This window comes from Paenibacillus pasadenensis (genome assembly GCF_002864175.1).
Classification (GTDB): Bacteria; Bacillota; Bacilli; order Paenibacillales; family Paenibacillaceae; genus Paenibacillus_O; species Paenibacillus_O pasadenensis.
In genome coordinates this window covers 964,676-979,918 of record NZ_NFEZ01000004.1, presented here as the reverse complement: position 1 = coordinate 979,918, position 15,243 = coordinate 964,676, and the positions used below count along the sequence as shown (strand labels likewise).

The window sequence follows — 15,243 nt, the reverse complement described above, 5'->3', positions numbered from 1 at the left end:
CAGCCCGCAGACGGATGTCCCCGGCGATATTTTTATTCTAAAGCAAATCCCCTGACAGCTGCCTGTCAGGGGGTGGACGCAGGTGCGGAAGCCTCTTCCTCCGACGCCGGCTTCATGAATTTTTTCTCGATCGCCTTGCAGGCCGCCCACGAAAGGAACAGGAGCAGCGCGACGAAGGCGAGCTGCAGCGGGTCGCGGTAGAAGCGCCCGACGTCGTGGCCGACATAGGAGACGACCAGCGCCATGATCCCCTTGCCGACGCCGACCGCCGCGAAAAAGCGGCCGATCGGCATGCGCGACACCGCGGCCGCCATGTTGACGAGCACGAACGGTCCGACCGGGAACAGGCTGAGGACGAACACGTAGCTGAACGCGTTGCGCCGGATCCAGCTCATGCTCGCCTTCACCTTGGGCTTGTCCGCCCAGCGGCGGGCGAGGCGGTGGCCGGAGGCGGCCCGCACGGCCAGGAACGTCGTCATGCAGCCGGCGACGAGGCCGAGCCAGGAGTAGAGGAACCCGGCCCAGAGGCCGTACGCCGCGGCATTCGTGCCGATGAGCAGCAGCGTCGGCAGCGGGGGCACGAAGGATTTGAGGAAAGGAAGCAGGATGCCGGGCAGCGGACCATAGGATCGGTACCGCTCGAGCAGCTCCAGCAGCCGTTCTTCCGTCATATAAGACATCAATTGGTCAAGCATGTGGCATGGACTCCTTCCGCAGGAGCCGGCGCGGCCGGAAGCTCCTTGGGCTATCGGCTTCATTGTACTCCGTGCCTGGCGCGGAAGGAAGCCTCGGACGCGGCATATTATCCCTTGATCGGCATATCCTACAAAACGAACCTACCGGCCAGCCGGCCGGCACGAAGGAGAGTCTATGAATCCCATCCTGCTCGGCAGCATCGCGACGGCGGTGTGCACGGTCATCGGCGCGCTGCCCGCCCTGTTCATTACGAATATCACTCACCGCGGCAAGGACATCCTGCTCGCCTTCACGGCCGGCATCATGGTCGCCGCCTCGACGTACGGGCTCATCCCGAGCGCGCTCAAGCTGTCCGGGCTGCCGGCGGTCGCGATCGGCATCCTGCTCGGCACGATCGTGCTCATGCTGCTGGAGCTCATCCTGCCCCATACCGATCCTTCGCATGACTCCGACCTCGACCTGTCGCCCGGCTCGGCCGCGGCGCGGCGCGGCTGGCTCGGCATGGACCGCAGCTCGATGCTGTTCTTGACGGCGATGGCGCTGCACAACCTGCCGGAGGGGCTGTCGGTCGGAGTCAGCTACGGCAGCAGCGAAGCCCAGCTCGGTCCGATCGTCGCGATCAGCATCGGCCTGCAAAACATTCCGGAGGGCTTCCTGACGGCGCTGTTCCTCATTACCCAAGGGATGCGCCGCGGCTACGCCGTGCTCATGGCCATCGGCACCGGCGTGCTCGAGCTGATCGCCGCGCTTGTCGGCGTCAGCTTCGTGGCGGCGATCGAGACGGTCGTCCCTTACGGACTCGCCTTCGCCGCCGGCGCGATGCTGTTCGTCGTCTACAAGGAGCTCATCCCCGAGAGCCACGGCGACGGCAACGAGCGCGTGGCGACGTTCTCGTTCATCATCGGCCTGCTGACGATGATCGCGATGACGCATTCGCTCGGGTAAGGCGGGGCGATGTCGGAGGCCGCTCCAATTGTATGAAAAGAGGTCATCCCTCATCAGGATGACCTCTTTTCAATGTTTAACTTCTATACCGGCTGCTGTCTCCGAAAAGGTCTGATCGAGTTCGTCCAAAACTTGGAGAATGTCAATATCCTTTTTCCGAATATATGGAGTCGTCTTGATTATTCCGGCTCTCCAGTCGGTTGTTCTGACAATAAGTTCATTTCGTCTCAGGTATTCAAGAGAATCGAGTTCTGGGGAAGACTGTCCGCCAGCCCGTTTTCCACTCGCTCCGACAACCGGTTTCAACATTTCCCTCATGACTTCAACCCCTTCATACATCAACTCAGAATTTTGAAAGTCGCCTGAATAGCATACCTTGTTTGGTAACACAAATTTACCATTATCCATGTGGAGATTCAATGATATCCTATAATCTTCTACGAATGATTCCTTCAGTTCGGTAAGCTTGTCCAGCGGAGTAAGGTCGGCAAATGCAGGACTTCTCATTTCAACATTCATGTAATAACCGGAGTCCTGAAACCATTTCATTTGCAAAGATTTAGAAGAAGTAATGCCTAGCAGATCAAACATACGGTAATGCAGGACATGTCCATATTCATGCATTAAACTTTGTGCGCATCTCTCATGCACACTCAAAGTATTTAAGTTCTCAATAAGCCTGCTCTGATCTTCAGATTCCATAGCTTGCATGACGAGGGTCAGATAGTTGGCCGCGTCCAAATAGGCCCGACGCTCTGCCTGTATCCGTCGGACAGTGTCGTCTGGAAGAAGCAGAATCCACTCCTCTTTTTTCATCGGGGGTCTGCACATGGCTGCAATGCCAGTTCCATCAACATGACCTTTGAATCGAAAATACAAATTATAAACGGAGCACTCCGAAAGGAAAGCTCCTTTCTTCATAGCCCTCTTATAGCCTCCGCGCACCTCATGTTTATGTCGAACCGGATGTGTGTAATCAATCTCTGATTCGTTTCCGATCAGAGCGGCCACCATTTCTGAGGTTCTACGTATGTTGATTACTTTGTCTTTATCAAGCTCAAGCAGTCCGAGATCAAGTTCTTGAATACTGATTTCTACCTCGTCATTCTCTCCTTCATTCTCTTGGTTTATAAGCTCGGCTTTCATGAAGAGCCCCATCAATTTCCAATACCCCTTTATGCTTATGTATTTCTGTTAATTTACCATATTTTGAACAAAATAGATTGGTTCAAATTAAAAAGCCGAGTTCGCGGCACAAGGCCCAAACTCGGCTTTCAGACGATAGCGGTATGCTTTGACTCAATGTCTGTCCGGCAGCTCGCAAGCCTCGTCGCCCGGAGCGCAGGCCGCGCCCGCATCGCCGGCAGACTCGGGGGCCGGACCGGCGGCTTCCGCCTGGCGCTCGTCCCAGGCCTGGCGGAGCACCTGCAGGAAGGCGTCGGGATGCTGCGCGCCCGAGACGCCGTATTTGCGGTCGAGCACGTAGAACGGCACGCCCTGGATGCCGAGCTGCGCCCCGTCCTGCTCCTCCGCCCTCACCTGCTCGAAGTAGCGGTCCGACTCCAGCACCGCGGACGCCTCCGCGCGCGGCAGCCCCGCTTCTTCCGCCAGCGCCTCCAGCACCTTGCGGTCCTCGAGCAGCAGGCCGTCGGTGAAGTAGGCCTTGAACAGCCGCTCGGCCATCGCGTCGCCCTTGCCTTGCTCCTTGGCCCACGCCATGAGGCGATGCGCGTCGAACGTATTGCCCGGCTTCATCGCCTCGAAGTCGAACTTGAGGCCAAGCTGCGCCGCCTGCTGGCCGAGATTCTCGTTGCTCTGGCGCGCCTTCTCAACCGACATGCCGTACTTGGCGGCGAGCAGCTCATGAATGCTGCGGCCCGGCTCGTGCACGGCCGACGGGTCGAGCTCGAAGCTGCGGTAGACGACCTCGATGCCGTCCTTGTGCTCGAACGCTTCGAGCGCCTCCTGGAATCTCCTCTTGCCGATAAAACAGAACGGACAGGCGTAGTCCGACCAAATTTCAACCTTCATCGTCATACCCGCTTTCCGGCGGCTGCAGCCGCCTTTGAACTGTAACCATATTGGTTACATGGTATCATACGACATCGCCCGCGGGCAAACGTACGGCCGGCAGGCTCGCGGCGCGCGGCCTTGCCGCCGGCTACGAGCCTCCGCCTTCGCCAGCCGGCTGATCCTCCGCCGGGCCGCCTGCCTCCGCCGGCTCCGGCCCTTCCACATGCAGCCGGAGCGCCTGCAGCTTGTTTTCCCAGTAGCGGTCGAAGTAGGCCAGCCAGCGCTTCAGCTCGCGCAGCGGATCGGCGTCCATGCGGTAGCGCGTCTCGCGGCCGGTCCTGCGCTCATGCACGAGCCCGGCATCGGCGAGGATGCGCAGATGCTTGGAGACGGCGGCTCGGGTCATGTCGAAATGCGGCGTCACTTCCTTGAGCGGCAGCTCCCCCGCGTCCTGAAGCAGCTGCAGCATGCGGCGACGGCTCGGGTCGGCGATCGCCTGATAGACATCCGCGCTTGGCTCCCGCAGCGGCACGGGCTCAGCCCTCCAGCACGGCGGCCAGCTTCTTCACGATGCCGGCCCAGCCTCCGTTCATCCGCTCGCGCACCTCGCGGTGGGACTGGCCGAACTCGGTCACGCCGTCCTCCGACCAGCCGCCGTGGATGACGGTGAACTCGGTCACGCCGGGCTCCAGCTCCTTCAGCTCGAACGCGACGCTCCACTGCTCGCCCCAGTCGAAGCTCAGGCGATGCGGCGGGGACAGCTCGGTCACGCGGCAGCGCGAGTCGCCGAACGGCCCGGCATGCAGAATGAATTCGGCGCCCTCCTCGGCGACGAACGTATTCGGCATGAACCAGGCCTCAATGCCCGCCGAGGTGGCGGCTGCTTCCCATACTTTTTCGATCGGCGCTCGAAGCACCTGCACCTGACGGATTTCCGGCAGCTGGCGGTCGGATGACGATGGCATCATAATTCCTCCTTGAGTTCGTTGAACATAGAAAAAGGATACCATATGGTATCCTTTTTAGCAATCCCGGCGGGACGGAGACCGCCGACTGCCAGCTCCGCTTCCCTCTTGCGGCGCTCAGCGGTAAGTCCGCTTCTCCATTCCGTCGAGGCTTTTGAACTCATAGCCTTGCGCGCGCGCGCCGTCGATGATCCGGCCCAGCGCCTGCGTATTGTCGCTCGACACCGCATGCAGCAGCAGCACCGCGCCCGGATGCAGCTGCTCCATCACGTTGCGGTAAGCGTAATCCGCTCCGCGCTGCGCGGACGTGTCCCAGTCCTTGTAGGCGACCGACCAGAAGACGTTGCGGTAGCCCTCGGCTCCGCTGGCGGCGAGCATCGGCTCCGAAAAAATGCCGCGCGGGGCGCGCAGATAATCCATCTTCTGGACGCCGGTCAGCTCGGCGACCGCCTTTTTCACATCGGCCAGCTCCTGCCTGATCTTCTCCGGCGGCAGCGTGCTCATGTCCGGGTGGCTCCACGAATGGTTGCCGATCAGATGGCCCTCCGCCGCCATCCGCTTGACAAGCTCCGGCTCCGTCTTGACGTAATGCCCGGTGATGAAGAAAATCGCCGGCACGTTCTTCTCCTTGAGCACGTCGAGGATCGTCCCCGTCAGCCCGTCCTTCTCGTAGCCGTTGTCGAACGTCAGGTACAGCTCCTTGCGGGACGTGTCGCCGAGGAATACGGCGCCATGCTTCTCCAGCATCGGCTGGAAGCCTTCCTCCGCGATCGACGGCAGCTCGCCGTTTTTGCTTTTCTTGAAGCCGAAATGGTACGCCTTGCTCCAGCCTGCGGCAGGAGCCGCATCCGCTGACGGCGGAGCCGGCTCCGCCGCCGCCCGGCCGAGCGGCAGCCCCGCGCTTGCGACCGCTCCCGCGATCAGCACAGCCGCTCCGGCGGCTTGCCACCAACGTTTCGCCATTCTGTTCCCCTCCCGCTTTCATGATGCGCGCTCTGCTTTGTTTTGCCGCAAACGGCGGCCGCTTATGCATAAGCCGAGGGGAATCCGTTACGACGTTTAATTTACATGTGCATAACTTTTCATGTGGATAACTGTGCAACCTTTTCACAAGCTTAACTTTCCTGGGCATAGCGGCTGTTCATAGTGGGGATAATTCTGTGCATAAAGCAAAAAGCCGGCTCCGCGACAAAACGCGGATGCCGGCTTCGGGGCCGAAGGGCTGGGGATGGACGATCAGCTCGCCGGAGGCTCGGCCTTGGCCAGCGACGTCAGCATCAGCTGCTTCGCCTGAGGGTCGCCCTCGACCGGCTGCTCGGTATACTCGAACGAGACGAGATCGCCCGGCTCCAGCTCGAAGGCCGCTTCGGCCGTTCCTTCGCCAAGCTGGAACGACTCATGCCGGCCGTCCATCTCGATCTCGATCGTATGCGAATCGGCCAGGCCGCTGAACTTGCCTTCGCCTTTTTTGGCTTCCGGCTCGGACGGAGCGGCGGATGGCGCAGGCTCTTCCGAAGGCGATGCCGACGGTGCCGGCGGGCTTGGCGAAGGAGAAGGAGCCGCGGAGGGCGAAGGGCTGACGCTAGGCAGCGGCGACGGGGATGCCCCCTGCAGCGACTCGTTCGAGCCGGAGCAGCCGGCCAGCGCCAGCAGCAGCACGGCTCCGGATAGAGACAGCAGCCTCGTTTTTGACCGTGATGTACGTTTGTTCATATGAAGTGACACCTCCAATCCCTACAACGAGCGGGGGCTTGGATAAGTTGCCCGCTGGCGCAAAACCCGACTAAAGTCCAGCTGGGAACGCAAAAAAGCTCCCGCCCATGGGCGGGAGCTTCACGGATGATGCGGGCCGCGATGCCGGCGTTGTCCGGCTCGTCGGCGATGGCGCTGCGAGCGCCCTCGCGCTCGGCACGGATCAGTTCATCCTCGTCAGCGTGATGGAGCCGTCCTTGGCGGCGAAAGCGACGTTCCAGTCCAGCAGCTCGGCGATGAAGCGCAGCGGCACGAGCGTGCGGCCGTTCTTGTCGATGACCGGAGCGGCCGGAGCCGTCATGCTTTGGCCGTTGACCGAGTACGTTTTCTGGTTCACCCAGAAGCCGAGCTTGTCGGAGCCGGCGCTGATCCAGACTGCCTTGGCCTTGCCGTCGAAGCTGACCGTCGCGCCGATGCCCTCGCTCAGGAAGCGAAGCGGGATGTACGTCATGCCGTTCCACATGACCGGCGTCGTATCCATCTGGGTCGTGCCGCCGTTGATGTTCAGCTGCATGCTGTTCAGCTTCATCCAGACCGTCGTCATGGACGGCTCGACCGGAGTCGGCGTCGGTGTCGGCGCTGGCGTCGCTTCGGCGAACATCGACGGCTTCTGCCTGACGATCGCGTCGCCGAGGCCTTGGCCGACGCCGAAGACGAACTTGAAGCCTTCGCGGTCCGTCGCGTAAGCCGCATCGTAATTGCCGGCGGCGTAGCTGTCGAACGCCATCTGGATCTGGCTCTCATGCTTCAGAAGCGCTTCGGTAGCGGCGGCAGCCGGCAGCTTGCCTTCGGTGGCGGTGCCGAGGAACGAGCCGAAGTCCTTCGAGAACGTGTTGAAGCGCGCTTGAACGGCCTGCTTGGCGGCCATGTCGCCGGCCTTCACGGCGTTCACGTAGTCCGACTGGGCGTTGATGTGGTCGCCGGTCCACAGCTTCTCGAACGCGTCGGCTCCGGCGCTGCCGTACAGGGACGCGATCGCCGCTTTCCAGTCGGCGGTGTTCATCGCCTCGGCGCCGACGAGCGCGGAGGCGTCCTTCGCTCCGTCGAACTGCTTCTGCATCTGCAGCACCGACAGCGCCACATGCTCGGACACGAGCCTATTCAGCGTCGAGCGCAAATCGGCGGCCTTCGTATCGACGGAGGAGCCGCCGAACTTATCCGGCATCTGCTTGACGATCGCGCCGGACAGCGCCTTGCTGATCGTGAACATCGTCTTGTAGCCTTCGCGATACGCTTTGTACGCATCGGCGTAGTCGCCCTGCACATACTCGTCGAATACGGTCTGCACCTGCGCCTCATGCAGCTTCAGCGCGTCCATGGCGGCTGCCTTCGGGAGGTTGTTCGCGGTCGCCGCGGCGAGGAACGTGGAGAATTCGTCCACGAAGCCCTGCACCTTCGCTTCCGCCGCTTTTACCGCGTCGGCGTTGTTCATCTTCTTGGCCTTGGCCAGCTCGTCGGTGGAAGCGTTGTGCGAACGGAAGATGCGGCCGAACTCGTCCGCTCCGGCTTTGCCGTACAGCATCTCGATCGCCGGCAGCATGTCGAGCGCGTTCTGGTCGAGCGCCTTGAGGGCGGCCGCCGCATCCTTGGAGCCGTCATACGCTTTGGTCATCGCCGCGACGGCGAGCGCGAAGTGCTCCGAGAGCAGATGGTCGAGGCTGGCGCGCAGATCGGCGGCCGGCGTCACGGCCGTAGGCGCCGCGGCCGGGGCGGGGACGGCCGCAGCCCATCCGGCTGGGATGGCGAGGGCGAGGGTCAGGACAGGGGCGAGCGCTTTCGTGATCTTCATGAACAGTCACTCCTTCGGGTATGGGGTCAATGCGGATTGCCGTGGCTGGCTCCGTCCGGGGATGATGCCCGGCGGTCGGCTTGAGCTGCTTTCATGGAGTGGAACGCAGGCCGGATCCGTTTGGATGACTCTTTTTTGCTTTATTTTTTATTTTTTTAAACCGGTTTCAACCTGGTTTTATCCGGGTAAATTCATTGTTTTCTTCTTCAACATCCCCTGACTTGCCCATGTCAAATTACATAATATTACATTAATTCAAAAGGAGCGCATGCAAAAAAGGATGGAAGGAAGCGGCTGCTTCCTCCCATCCTTTGTTGGCTGCGCGATGCGTCTTCCTCTACAGCGTGCCGTACGATTCCAAGCCCATCTTCTCGACGAGCCGGCCGCTCTCCTCGTTGAGCCCGACAACGTCGCAGCTTTTGCCGGCCTCCAGGTACTTGCCCCGGATGCGGGCGATCGCATTGACGCCGGAGTGATCCCACACATGGGCGTCCGAAAAGTCGATCGTTACGAGCTCGGGATCGCCGGCCGAGTCGAAGGCGTCGCCGAAATCGGTCGCCGTCGCGAAAAACAGCTGGCCGCTCACCGCATAGCGCAGGCTGCCGTCCGGCTGCGGCTGCGCCTTCACGGCGATGCGCGAGATGCGCCGGGCGAAGATGACCGCGCTCAGCAGCACGCCGACGATGACGCCGAGGCCGAGGTTATGCGTGTACAGGACGACGCCGACGGTCGCCAGCATGACGATCGAGTCGCCGATCGGGGCGCGCTTCAGCTCGCCGAGCGACTTCCAGTTGAACGAGCCGATCGCGACCATGAACATGACGCCGACGAGCGCCGCCATCGGGATCTGCTTGACGACCGGACTGAGGAACAGGATCAGCAGCAGCAGGACGACGCCCGCCGTCAGCGTCGACAGCCGCGTGCGTCCGCCGGAGCGCACGTTGATGACCGATTGGCCGATCATCGCGCAGCCCGCCATGCCGCCGAAGAAGCCGGTAGCGAAGTTGGCGATGCCCTGGCCTTTGACCTCGCGGTTTTTGTCGCTCGGCGTATCGGTGATCTCGTCGAGGATGTTGGACGTCAGCAGCGACTCCAGCAGCCCGACGAGCGCCATCGAGGCCGAGTAGGGCAGGATGATGAGCAGATTGTCCAGGTTCGGAACGAAGTCCGGCAGATGCAGCATCGGCAGCGTGCCGGAGAAGTCGGCGATGTCGCCGACGGTCAGCGCGTCGAGCTTGAAGATCATGGCGACGGCGGACACGACGATGATCGCGGCGAGCGCGGACGGGAACGCGCGGGTCAGCTTCGGCAGCCCGAACACGATAGCGAGCGCGAGGCCGACGAGCGCGTACATCGTCCAGCCCTGGCCCTGGAAGTGCACGAGCTGGGCCATGAAGATCATGATCGCCAGCGCGTTCACGAAGCCGTTCATGACCGAATGCGGCACGAAGCGGATCAGGCTGCCGAGCTTCAGCCAGCCGATGACGAGCTGGATGATGCCGGTCAGGATCGTCGCGGCGAACAGGTATTCCACGCCGTGATCGCGGACGAGGCCGACCATGAGCAGCGCGAGCGCGCCGGTGGCGGCGGAGATCATCGCCGGACGGCCGCCGGCGAACGAGATGATGATGGCGATCATGCAGGACGTGATGAGCCCGACCATCGGGCTGACGCCCGCGATGATCGAAAAGGCCAGCGTCTCGGGAATGAGCGCCAAAGCGACAGTGATGCCGGACAGGATGTTCGTTCCCGGATTCGGGAGCCACTCCTGCTTCCAGCGGGATATGCGGTTCAAGACGAATGTACCCTCCTGATGAGCGGAATTTCCGATGCACCTCTTCTAACCGAGCATTATAAGGCTTTTAGGAAAAGCAGGCGACAAGCCCGGAAGTCAAAGAAAGCGCAATCATCGAAATGAATCGCGCCCATTCTCGCTGCTGCGGCTCTTTTCTATGGGGATCGATTCAAGTAAGGTCAAGATCGGGGCGGGAGACGGCCCCCTGCCCCGTGGGGATTCGCGCCATAAAAAGCGAACCGGCGAAGCAACGAGTGCTTCGCCGGTTGGCGGACGCTTGTTCAGGCGATGCGGCGCGGGAGAGGCCGCCGTGCCGGCAAGCCCTTACGGCCTCCCCTGGCTTCCCGATTTCCCATGCGGATCGTCCAGCGTGATCTCGACGACGGTATCCAGCTCATCCGGCAGCGGATAGGTGAAGTGCTCCGGCTGCGCGAAATTGAAAAATTCGTCGTTCGGATACAGCTTGGCATTCCACGGACGGGAGACGAACAGCTCCGAGCCGTCTTCCAGCAGCCTCGCTTTTTTCACCTGGCCGCCCAGACCGGACAGATTAACCGGACCGACGCTTTCTTCAAAGATATGCGCATACAGCTTGTCGCCCTTGCGCGTGTAGCGGCCCCACTCCGGCTTGTCGAGGCCCGCTTCCCCGCAGCCGTAGATGCTTTCCCCGTTGCGGCGCATCCAGGCTCCTACCTCCGTCAGGACGCTCAGCGATCGCCGCGGAATCTCTCCCTTCGCGTCCGGTCCGACATTAAGCAGCAGATTGCCGTTTTTGCTCACGCACTCGACCAGCTTGCGGATGACGGTTTTCGCCGACTTGTACGCATGGTCGTTCGCCGCATAGCCCCAGTTGTTGTTCAGCGTCATGCAGGCTTCCCAGGGGATGGGTCGTCCGTCCTCGTCCGTAATGCCCTGCGGAGGGATGATCTGCTCCGGCGAAGCGAAATCGCCCGAAAAGAAGCTCGGGGTCCGGGAATAGATCGAGCCCCCTTCTTCTCCGCTCGCCTCGAGCCGGTTGTCGACGATGATCTGCGGCTGGAACTCGCGGATCATCGTCATCAGCTCGGTCGCCCGCCATTTTTCCCCTCTCATGTCGTCGTAAGAGAAGTCGAACCACATGATGTCCAGCTTGCCGTACCCGGTGAGCAGCTCGCGCACCTGCGCATGCATGTCGTCCAGGTAGGCGTCGAAGCGCTCCGGATCGCGCCGGAAGCTCTCGTCGTCGCGCATCGGATGGATGCGGTCTCCGTACGCCGGGAAATCCGGATGATGCCAATCGATGAGCGAGAAGTAGAGGCCGACCTTCAGCCCTTCCTCGCGGAACGCATCGAGGAACTCGCGGACGAGGTCCCTTCCGCATGGCGTGTTCGTCGACTTGTACGTCGTATGCTTGCTGTCGAACAGGCAGAAGCCGTCATGATGCTTGGCCGTCAGCACCGTATAGGTCATGCCCGCATCCTTGGCCGCCTTCGCCCACGCTTTCGGATCGTACCGCTCCGGGTTGAACTCGTCCACATAAGTCTGATAGTCCTGGTCGCTCATCCTCTCGAAGCTGCGCACCCATTCGCCCCGTGCCGGAATCGCATAGATTCCCCAATGGATGAACATGCCGAAGCGGTCATGTCGGAACCACTCCGTCCGTTCGGTACGTTGCCTGATCAACTCATTCATGCCCTAGCGCCTCCCCATGTTCGGTATAGCCCAAGTCTAGCAATGAATTGTGATAAGCTATAGGCAGCAAGTTAGCTTCCTGCGGGGATGAAATTAACCAATTGAACGAGGGATGCGGATGCACGACCATGACGCCATGCCGGGCGCGATGCTCCAGCATCTTCAAGTCAGCCTGGTCGAAGCCTACTACACGGAGTGCTCGCCCGAGTGGCGCGAGCTTGATTATGTGCCGTCTTACAATAAGTTCTATCTGATCTGCGGCGGCGAGGGCTGGATCGACATCGACGGCCGCTCCTATGCCCCCGTCGCGGGCCAGCTCTGCCATATGCCGGCGCATGTCCGCCAGTCCTACTCCGCCATAAGCGACCGCCCCTACCGCAAGTATTGGTGTCATTTCACCGCAGCGCTGGGAGGGCTGGATCTGTTTCAATGGATCGACGTCCCGCCGCTGCTGAACGTTCCGCCGGACCGGCTGGATTCGCTGACCCGGCTGTTCCGCGAGCTTGCGGAGCTGCATGCCGACGGCGGCTGGCTGGCGCGGATCCGGGAGAAAGCAGTCCTGCTCGAAGTCATCGGCTTTTTCCTCGCCGAGTCGAACCCGCAGCTGCGGATCACCCCCGGCAAGCGAGACGAGATCGAACGCCTGCGGCAGATCGACTCCTTCATCGAAGAGCGCTTGTCCGAGGCGCTTACGCTGGACGACCTGTCCCGGCATGTCCATCTGCATCCCAACTATCTCGTGCGCTACTTCAACAAGCATCTCGCCGTCTCTCCGCTCAAGTACCTGAACCGCAAGCGCATGCAGCGCGCTCGCGCCCTGCTGGAGGCCGGCGGACTCAGCATCAAGGACATCGCCGCGCAGGTCGGCTTTCCGGACACCAACCACTTCTCCAAGGTGTTCCGCAAGGAGATGAGCTGCTCTCCGTCCGAGTACCGGGCCAGACAGGCCTCCAGAGCGAGGGCGGCACGCGGCGAAGAGCCGGTCTGACTTGAAGGGGAAGAGAAGAAGGGCCGGGTCTGTCCAGCCTCGATTGCCGCGTCAGCTCCATGGCGGATCAGACGCACGAAAGCCCTCCTTTGGCAACGAAAGGAGGGCTTTTTTCAAGAGCGCTCAGCCAGCCAGTCCGGTTACGATGATGTTGTCGAACCGGTAGTCCGCGGACTCCGCCCGCAAGCCGACCGTCCCTTTCAGGAAAGGCTGGTTCAGGTCGGTGATCGTCGCCTTCTGCTGAAGATCGACTTCAACCGTCAGGCGGTTCCCTCGGCAGGTCAGCTTCAAATAATGGTAGCTTCCCGGCGAATAGACGTGCGCGCCTGACGCCAGCTCCGTCCAGGTGGATCGGCCGTCGAATTTATATAGCTTCCAGGAGGCTCCGTCCCTCAGCTCCAGCTGATAGAAGCCTCCGCTTTTCTGCATCCGGGCCAGAACAGCGGCATTATGGGCCGTGTTCGGCAGGTAGACATGGCCTTCGACGCTGTAGTCCCCGGTATTGAAGCCGCGAATGTAGTTCACGACGCTGTTGGCCGCGGCGGCCTTGAGCTCTTTGGTCGCTCCGGCAGGCTGGGACACCTGCCAGGAGCCGCTGACGTTCTGCCAGCCGGCCGGCATAGATTCGACCGATGCGTCCTCGAACGTTTCCGAAAGCGCCGTGCCGCTTTCATTCGAGCCTTTCTCGATCCAGATCATGACCCAGTAGTGCAGCTTGGGCACCGTCAGCGAGACATAGCTGCCACCGGCATCCGATCCGGTCGAGTAGCTCAGGCTGTACGCCTTGCCATGGTCGTAGTCCGGCGACGCCACCCAGACCTTGGCGTTCGGGCGCAGCGTTCCCTCGTAGTAGATCTTCGCCGGAACAGCGGCGAATTGATCCGGCGCCGCGTAGGCTGCGTTCTCATCGCGCCAGCGGGTCGAGACGTTGTTTTCCAGGTTGATGAGGTGGATGATGTCGTAGCCGTCCTTCGACTTCGAGAACTTCCACACCGCTCCCGCATCGCCCTCCGTGCTCGACGGCAAGCCTGTCAGCTCGATCCGGCTCGACCCGCTGACGACGCCGTCCCTCAGCAGGTTCTGATAGGCTGTCAGGAACCCGTAGTAATTCTTCATCGCCGCCTTGAGGCTGTCGCTCATGACCAGATTCTTGTTCGGGAAATACTCGTTCGACAGCATGCTTCCGCCGTCGCCGAGCTCGATGTGCGAGGCGCCTGCAGCGAACATGGCGGCATCCGCCAGCCTGACCGACGCTTCGTTGAACAGTCGCTGCGTTCCTCCTGGAGTCTCCTGCGAATGCTTGTAATTCATGTACGCGGCGAATACGACGGCCTTGTCGCTGCGCGCCTTGGAGCGCTCCACCAGACGCAGCAGATCGATGTAGTCGTCGTTCGATTCGTCGTCATCCCACAGCTCCGTGTAGACGAATTCCGCGCTCGAGTCCGCGGACACCTGATCCTGTCCGTAGGCCAGGACGCTGTTGAAGACGACCTCTTTCTGAAGGCGCGCCTTCGCGGCATTGATGAATCCGGCATACGTCGAGTCCAGCTGGACCGCATTGCGGTTCCAGTCGTAGAGCGTGCCCCGAGGACCGAGCGTATCCATGTGCCACCCGTCGAATGCGAAGTTCTGGAACACCTCCTCTTCCCTCGTGAAGATGTAGTTCCGCCAGCCGGGGTTCGCGGGATTGAACAGATAGATCTTTCCTCCCCCGCCTGCCCAGCCGCCCGGAAGCCCGTGAAGATCCTGGCGGCTCGGGTCGTAGCTGCCGCCGCTGTCCTTGAACAGTCCCCATGCGACCTGCACCCCGTCGTTCCAATAGTTGTCGAAGGCGCCGTTGATCAGATTGTAGTTCATCGCCTTCATGCCGTAGTGGTGAGCGCTGCTTATGTAGCCGTTCACCGTCGAGCGCGCCACCCGGCGGTTGGCGATATCCTGCCAGGACGGGGACTGCGGATCCGGGTTCGGACGATGGTGCTGCCAGTGCCAGTCATAAAATTGCAGCGCGTTGATATGGTAGTTTTTCAGCTGCCACGTCGAGTTCGCCGTATCGACCGTATCCGCGAACTCGCTCACATAGCCGTACCGCGGAAATCTGGTCCAGTTGCTCGAGACGTCGATCGCCGTCGATCCGGAGTCGACGACCGCGCCGCTCTGGTCCCGGACCCATGCCTCCACCAGATACCCCCGATAGTCGGTCGACGGGGGCGTCCAGGCATACGTCAGCGTTGTCGCTTGTCCCGCGCCGAGGGACACGGTCCGGGTCTGGTCCGGGCCTGCCTCCGCTCCTAGATGGCGGAAATAAAGCGTCACCGAGCCGGCGAAGCTGGACCCGGTCCCGTTTTTCAAATCCAAATAGATGGCGGCTTGCTCGCCCGGATTGTAGCGGGCCTTGTCGGTATTGACCCGCTGCAGGAGCGGCGCGGTGCCGGCCGAAGCTTGTTCCGGCGCCATCCCAGCCAGGCCGAGCAGCAGGACAACCAGGCCGAACACAGGCAAGAGCTTGCTGGTCATGATCGTTCCTCCTCGTTTTGTTCATCGCTTGTCGCTTGCGCATGGAATCCAGCATCGTCCGGATTCCAGGACATCGCCTCCCTTCCGCTGGATGGAAAAAAGGGGCGGAAAGCCA

14 protein-coding genes are annotated in these 15,243 nt (G+C 61.4%); 3 read left to right on the top strand and 11 right to left on the bottom strand.

Translation table 11 applies throughout. The features are described from left to right. Positions 1–65: 65 nt before the first annotated feature. Positions 66–695 carry a TVP38/TMEM64 family protein gene (locus tag B8V81_RS13855; protein ID WP_043111756.1) on the bottom strand — a complete coding sequence of 210 codons (630 nt, stop codon included), beginning with the start codon at positions 693–695 and terminating at the stop codon, positions 66–68. 175 nt (positions 696–870) lie between these two features. Between B8V81_RS13855 and B8V81_RS13850 the strand changes: the two genes are divergently transcribed. After that, positions 871–1,641, top strand: coding sequence for a ZIP family metal transporter (locus tag B8V81_RS13850; protein ID WP_101808552.1), 771 nt, complete (start codon positions 871–873; stop codon positions 1,639–1,641). A gap of 69 nt (positions 1,642–1,710) precedes the next feature. Here the strand turns inward: B8V81_RS13850 and B8V81_RS13845 are convergent, their stop codons facing one another. The 7 genes from B8V81_RS13845 to B8V81_RS13815 all read right to left on the bottom strand — a co-directional run bounded on the left by B8V81_RS13845 (position 1,711) and on the right by B8V81_RS13815 (position 8,160). Then, entirely contained in the window at positions 1,711–2,787 is a 1,077-nt protein-coding gene (locus tag B8V81_RS13845) for a hypothetical protein (RefSeq protein ID WP_146000498.1), read from the bottom strand. Positions 2,788–2,940: 153 nt separating this feature from the next. After that, positions 2,941–3,672 (bottom strand): DsbA family oxidoreductase, encoded by a 732-nt coding sequence (locus B8V81_RS13840; RefSeq protein WP_101809410.1) that lies wholly within the window; start codon positions 3,670–3,672, stop codon positions 2,941–2,943. Positions 3,673–3,802: 130 nt separating this feature from the next. After that, positions 3,803–4,186 (bottom strand): ArsR/SmtB family transcription factor, encoded by a 384-nt coding sequence (locus B8V81_RS13835; protein ID WP_101808550.1) that lies wholly within the window; start codon positions 4,184–4,186, stop codon positions 3,803–3,805. A 4-nt stretch (positions 4,187–4,190) separates the two neighbouring features. Continuing rightward, positions 4,191–4,619, bottom strand: a complete 429-nt coding sequence (locus tag B8V81_RS13830) for an SRPBCC family protein (RefSeq protein WP_028600276.1) — start codon at positions 4,617–4,619, stop codon at positions 4,191–4,193. 117 nt (positions 4,620–4,736) lie between these two features. After that, entirely contained in the window at positions 4,737–5,582 is an 846-nt protein-coding gene (pdaA, locus tag B8V81_RS13825) for a delta-lactam-biosynthetic de-N-acetylase (protein WP_028600275.1), read from the bottom strand. 273 nt (positions 5,583–5,855) lie between these two features. Then, positions 5,856–6,332, bottom strand: coding sequence for a hypothetical protein (locus B8V81_RS25285; RefSeq protein ID WP_180968448.1), 477 nt, complete (start codon positions 6,330–6,332; stop codon positions 5,856–5,858). Between the two features lie 202 nt (positions 6,333–6,534). Beyond that, on the bottom strand, positions 6,535–8,160 hold the full coding sequence (locus B8V81_RS13815) for a copper amine oxidase N-terminal domain-containing protein (protein ID WP_028600273.1): 1,626 nt from the start codon (positions 8,158–8,160) through the stop codon (positions 6,535–6,537). Here B8V81_RS13815 and B8V81_RS24865 point away from each other — a divergent pair. Further along, entirely contained in the window at positions 8,150–8,380 is a 231-nt protein-coding gene (locus tag B8V81_RS24865) for a hypothetical protein (RefSeq protein ID WP_127464463.1), read from the top strand. The genes B8V81_RS13815 and B8V81_RS24865 overlap by 11 nt on opposite strands. A 117-nt stretch (positions 8,381–8,497) precedes the next feature. Here B8V81_RS24865 and B8V81_RS13810 read toward each other — a convergent pair whose 3' ends face one another. Both B8V81_RS13810 and B8V81_RS13805 read right to left on the bottom strand, forming a co-directional pair. Beyond that, positions 8,498–9,955 carry a SulP family inorganic anion transporter gene (locus B8V81_RS13810; protein ID WP_028600272.1) on the bottom strand — a complete coding sequence of 486 codons (1,458 nt, stop codon included), beginning with the start codon at positions 9,953–9,955 and terminating at the stop codon, positions 8,498–8,500. A gap of 324 nt (positions 9,956–10,279) precedes the next feature. Next, positions 10,280–11,626, bottom strand: a complete 1,347-nt coding sequence (locus B8V81_RS13805) for an alpha-L-fucosidase (protein ID WP_028600271.1) — start codon at positions 11,624–11,626, stop codon at positions 10,280–10,282. A gap of 118 nt (positions 11,627–11,744) precedes the next feature. Here B8V81_RS13805 and B8V81_RS13800 point away from each other — a divergent pair, with 118 nt between their 5' ends. After that, the gene (locus B8V81_RS13800; protein ID WP_028600270.1) at positions 11,745–12,614 is read left to right on the top strand and encodes an AraC family transcriptional regulator; all 870 of its coding nucleotides are present in this window, start codon (positions 11,745–11,747) and stop codon (positions 12,612–12,614) included. A gap of 123 nt (positions 12,615–12,737) precedes the next feature. Here B8V81_RS13800 and B8V81_RS13795 read toward each other — a convergent pair whose 3' ends face one another. Continuing rightward, positions 12,738–15,128, bottom strand: coding sequence for a glycoside hydrolase family 66 protein (locus B8V81_RS13795; RefSeq protein ID WP_052333541.1), 2,391 nt, complete (start codon positions 15,126–15,128; stop codon positions 12,738–12,740). Between the last annotated feature and the right edge of the window lie 115 nt (positions 15,129–15,243).